This is a genomic window from Fulvivirga marina, from assembly GCF_016775155.1.
Taxonomy (GTDB): Bacteria; Bacteroidota; Bacteroidia; order Cytophagales; family Cyclobacteriaceae; genus Fulvivirga; species Fulvivirga marina.
In genome coordinates, this window is sequence record NZ_JAEUGD010000030.1 from 1 (window position 1) to 4,259 (window position 4,259).

The 4,259-nt window shown below is 43.2% G+C and carries 6 protein-coding genes; 2 read left to right on the plus strand and 4 right to left on the minus strand.

Going from position 1 to position 4,259, the window contains the following annotated elements:
* Positions 1-379, plus strand: a 379-nt coding sequence (locus JMN32_RS08880; RefSeq protein WP_202855968.1) for a hypothetical protein, incomplete at its 5' end; no start/stop codon positions are given.
* A gap of 231 nt (positions 380-610) precedes the next feature.
* Here the strand turns inward: JMN32_RS08880 and JMN32_RS08885 are convergent.
* The 4 genes from JMN32_RS08885 to JMN32_RS08900 all read right to left on the minus strand — a co-directional run bounded on the left by JMN32_RS08885 (position 611) and on the right by JMN32_RS08900 (position 3,760).
* Positions 611-2,635: a copper-translocating P-type ATPase gene (locus tag JMN32_RS08885; protein WP_394369153.1), complete on the minus strand. Its 2,025-nt coding sequence runs from the start codon at positions 2,633-2,635 to the stop codon at positions 611-613.
* Between the two features lie 191 nt (positions 2,636-2,826).
* On the minus strand, positions 2,827-2,991 hold the full coding sequence (locus JMN32_RS08890; protein ID WP_202855970.1) for a hypothetical protein: 165 nt from the start codon (positions 2,989-2,991) through the stop codon (positions 2,827-2,829).
* Between the two features lie 51 nt (positions 2,992-3,042).
* Positions 3,043-3,558, minus strand: a complete 516-nt coding sequence (locus tag JMN32_RS08895) for a hypothetical protein (RefSeq protein ID WP_202855971.1) — start codon at positions 3,556-3,558, stop codon at positions 3,043-3,045.
* Positions 3,551-3,760 carry an SHOCT domain-containing protein gene (locus tag JMN32_RS08900; RefSeq protein ID WP_238354401.1) on the minus strand — a complete coding sequence of 70 codons (210 nt, stop codon included), beginning with the start codon at positions 3,758-3,760 and terminating at the stop codon, positions 3,551-3,553. The genes JMN32_RS08895 and JMN32_RS08900 overlap by 8 nt, the downstream gene beginning before the upstream one ends.
* A 189-nt stretch (positions 3,761-3,949) precedes the next feature.
* Between JMN32_RS08900 and JMN32_RS27310 the strand changes: the two genes are divergently transcribed.
* Positions 3,950-4,259 (plus strand): hypothetical protein (locus JMN32_RS27310; protein ID WP_238354402.1); only part of this gene is annotated, 310 nt, incomplete at its 3' end.

The window sequence follows — 4,259 nt, forward strand, 5'->3', positions numbered from 1 at the left end:
TATGTATGTGTGTCGCGTTGCAAACGCTACGATAAGGCTTCGACATTACAAATGTCGAAGAGCTAGGGTAAAGCTGATCATCCTCAATGAAGAGATTATGGGGTTTAATAATACGACCATTTTCATCGATATGCTCAACCATAAAATGAGGAGGGGTGTAGAAGAAAACCTCCAATATATCAATAATGAGCAGGCTCGCACATTTATCCGTACTATCGCTTTAATGACGAAGAAGGAGTATGATCTGGCTTATCGTCAGCTTAGCAAAATACCGCAGCTGAGTCTTTCAATGCTAAAATTAAAGCCTTCAGGAGTCAATTCAGAGGAGTTAAAAACGTTAGTTTCTTCCTTTACAGGCTTTCCAGAATCTATGCTTTAGTACAATTGCTCCACAGGTTTTACGCTTAATCCGGTTTACCCTCAGGGGATCTCTCCCCCTAGACCTGTGACTCACAAATCTAAACCTATTTTAAACAAAAAAGCCGATCACTTTTCAGTAATCGGCTTCGTAGTAGCGGGAAGGGGCGAATTCTCAAACTTTTTTACAGCTGACTTGAAGTTGCCAGATTCTCTTGTCGGAGAATTTTAACTTTCGGTTTTGAAGCCAACTTTACTTATTATTAATCTGCCGCTTTAACAATTGTGCATTAACAGCCACAATCACTGTGCTCAGGCTCATGAAAACAGCGCCCACGGCAGGCCCGAGTACAAAACCAATAGCATACAATGCACCGGCGGCAAGAGGTATGGCAAAGGCGTTATAAGCAGTGGCCCAGATCAGGTTTTGGATCATTTTATTGTAAGTGGCCTTTCCAAAAAGGATCAGGTTAAGGATATCTTGTGGATTGCTGTTAACAAGAATAATATCAGCCGTTTCTGCGGCTATATCAGTACCCGAGCCTACAGCGATACCAACATTGGCCTGAGCCAGTGCCGGTGCATCATTAACCCCATCACCGGTCATGGCTACAAACTCTCCCTTATCCTGCATTTCCTTCACAATTTCGACCTTTTGGTGCGGCAAAACCTCAGCATAGAAGCCATCAAGTCCCAGTTCATCGCTCACAGCTTTGGCCACGGCCTTGTTATCACCGGTAGCCATCATCACCTTGATATTATTTTCCTTAAAGTGCCTAATGGCTTCCTTGGATTCAGGTCGTATTTCATCGGCCAGCGCAATGTAGCCGGCCAATTGTTCATTAATTATCACAAAAACGACCGTTTCTGCTACACTGCCGTAAACACCTTTCGAGATCTTTAAAGATTTATCTTTCAGGTACCCAGGACTCACCACCTTCACATCCAGTCCTTCAATACGAGCTTCCACGCCTTTCCCAGTGATGGCATTAAAATTTTCTGCCTTGGGAATATCAGCCTTCAGGTCTTTTATCTTCTTTGTTATTCCCACGGCTATAGGATGTTCAGAGCTTTGCTCCAGCGCACCAGCCAGTCGCAGTATCTCATCGTCGGAATATTTTTCTGCAAGTGATTTGTATCGGGTAACACCAAAGTCACCTTTGGTTAGGGTGCCTGTTTTGTCGAATATAAGGGCAGATATCTTCCGGGAGTTCTCAAAAGCTGTCCTGTTTCGGATCAGCAGGCCTTTTTGGGCCGAAATGGCCGTAGAAATCGCCACTACCAGTGGTATGGCCAGCCCAAGGGCATGCGGACAGGAGATGACCATCACCGTTACCATTCTTTCCAGCGCATAAACGAATTCGAAGCCCAAAAGTAGCCAAATGGCCAAAGTACCAAAGCCAACGGTAAGAGCAATGTAAGTGAGCCATTTGGCTGCTCTGTCTGCCAGATGTTGTGTTTTTGATTTTGCCTTTTGGGCTTCCTGTACCAGCGTGATCACTTTGTTGAGATAGCTGTCTTTACCGGTGTACACCACTTTCACTTTCAGCGATCCATTACCATTGATAGAGCCTCCAATTACCTGCTGATCTTTATCCTTTTTTACCGGCTTTGACTCGCCGGTCAACATAGATTCATTTAAGTAGCTCTCTCCCTCAATGATCTGACCATCGGCAGGTACTTTTTCTCCGGGTTTGATAAGAATGATATCATCTTTTTGAAGTTCTTCCAATTTCACATCCATAATATGGTCCCCATGCACCTTATGCGCTTCTGAAGGCATCATACTTACCAGCAGTTCCAACGCTTTTGAGGCCCCAAGAACAGACTTCATTTCTATCCAGTGACCAACCAGCATGATATCGATCAATGTCACCAGCTCCCAGAAAAACATCTTACCCTGAAGCCCGAAAACAACGGCACTACTATAAACATAAGCCACCGTGATAGCCACAGCTATCAGGGTCATCATGCCTGGGGCACCTTCTTTCTGTTCGTCTCTCAGTCCAGTCAAAAATGGCCAGCCACCATAAAAGAAAACCACTGATGACAAGCCAAAAAGCATGTATAGACTGCCATTGAAACTGACCTCAAACCCAAGAAACTCCTGTATCATCGGAGAAAGCATTAGCACCAGAATGGACAACACCAACGATAACCAGAACCGCTTTTTAAAGTCCTCAATCATCACCCGGTGATGGTCGTGGTGGTCGCCGTTATGACCCTCATCACCATGGTGCTCCTTGGCCTTTCCATGGGCATGCTTGGCCTTTTCCATCAGATCATCTTTAATTTCAACTTCACCAACATGTAAAGTACCTTCGTTTTTACTTTCACCAAGTGGGTCATGGTGGTGTTGGTGTTGATCTTTCATAATAATAGCATTTTAATTCCGGCATTCTTCATGTACTAATGGTGGAAACTTAGTAGCCTCAATACTAATTTTCAGCCATATGGTACCTCAAACAATCAAAAACTACTGTGGTGCACCGGCATTAAAAGGTGACAGGCAAACATTGCAACAATAAAGATCAGTAAAGAAAAATCTTCCCTCAGGCCAAGTGCCAGTGCAAAGAATATACGCAACAAGGGAAGCATGGAGCCGATGATCACCCATATAAGGTGCCTGTTCATTATTACATAATTTTAAGGTTTTTAATGATGGCTGTCATGATCTGATTCATCCTATTCATTAAGCATCTGCTTACCCTTCATCATTCCTTCTTCATCCATCATGCCCTTCTCATGCATCATGTCCATCATCATGCCCATCATTGTGGGGCTTTCCATCATCATACCCATCATATTTCTGCACATAGCAGAATCGCCCTCGGCTGTTCGCATCATTTGCCGCATCATTTTTCGGTTTTGCTTCATCATAGCCATGCCACGCTTACCACTCATCATCCGGTTCATAAGCGTATCACTTCCCATCATCATTTGCATGGCGTGGTTATTCTGCAGTATGTGGCGCATCATATCCTGCATCATTTCATGGTCAGAAGATATTGCTGTCATAACTTCATCTCGTTTTTCAGGATCATTCAAAATATCATCCGTGTTGGCATTATCTGAACAGGCCATTAAAGACAGGCCACAAATTAAAACATAAAGGACTTTTGCTACTTTTTTCATGGTAATAAGAATTATATCAAACACTTTTGAAACTATAACAATCTGAAAACCAGTGTTTCTAACCATTTTCCAGAAGTTGTTTCCTTTCCTGATATTCTTCAGTGCTAATTTCACCGGAGGCATATCTCCGCTTCAGAATCTCCAGTGGGGAGTCATTCTTTTTTCGCTGTCCCGGGATACTCCATGGAGTAGCGAATATCCAAAAGATGAGGATGATCCATAGTATCCACCAAATCCAGTGCATGCCCCAAAAATGTCCTTCATACATGTGCCACATGACTTTTTTTATAAAAGTGTAGTTTCCTCTACAAAAAGACCGTGAGGGGCATCATAGATTAAGAAGATACTCGTCACCCAAAGATAATGCTAATGTTGGCCCGCTTTCACAGGACTTACACTCATAAAAGGGTGCATGCAGTCAACTCCTTTATCGTCTTTTTCAAAGCGAACATTCTTTATGATCAAGTATCTAAAGTCTCCACAGTCGGGACAAACCAAAGGATGCCTATGTTCTATTCTACTTATTCACTATATCCATATTCTTGTGATATATTATCACCTGTTTTCGGGTGTGCTTTTTTATGTCGAGCAGTCATTTAACCGGAAGAAGGAAATCTACACTGCGTTCAGTAAAGAGAAACCGAGAGCGGCAGAAACGAACAAAAGGTTTCGGAGTGGAAAGAAAAGATTGCAGCGGAACTCCAGCTATTCGGGATTTGTAATCCCGAAGCTATATCGTAGGATTTGTAATCCGACACCCCTCAACC